This window comes from Bacillus pretiosus, from assembly GCF_051294775.1.
Taxonomy (GTDB): domain Bacteria; phylum Bacillota; class Bacilli; order Bacillales; family Bacillaceae_G; genus Bacillus_A; species Bacillus_A wiedmannii.
Genome location: NZ_JBPPHF010000362.1, coordinates 1 through 292 on the forward strand (window position 1 = coordinate 1; position 292 = coordinate 292).

The 292-nt window shown below is 40.4% G+C and carries 1 protein-coding gene; it reads left to right on the forward strand.

Annotated features, from left to right (window positions below; genetic code table 11):
- The coding region (locus ACSG5Z_RS31270; protein ID WP_435712895.1) for a lyase family protein at positions 1 to 292 on the forward strand (292 nt) is incomplete at both ends.

Here is a 292-nt window from a genome sequence, read left to right on the forward strand (position 1 = left end):
GTATGTTTGTGAAAACTTAGGATTAGAAGCAGCACCAATTTCAACACAAACATTGCAACGTGATCGCCATGCTCATTACATGTCAACACTTGCACTAATCGCAACATCTATCGAAAAGTTGGCAGTTGAGATTCGTGGTTTACAAAAGAGTGAAACACGTGAAGTTGAAGAGGCTTTTGCAAAAGGCCAAAAAGGCTCTTCTGCAATGCCACATAAACGTAATCCAATCGGATCAGAAAAAATGACTGGTTTAGCTCGTGTTATCCGCGGTTATTTGATGACAGCATATGAG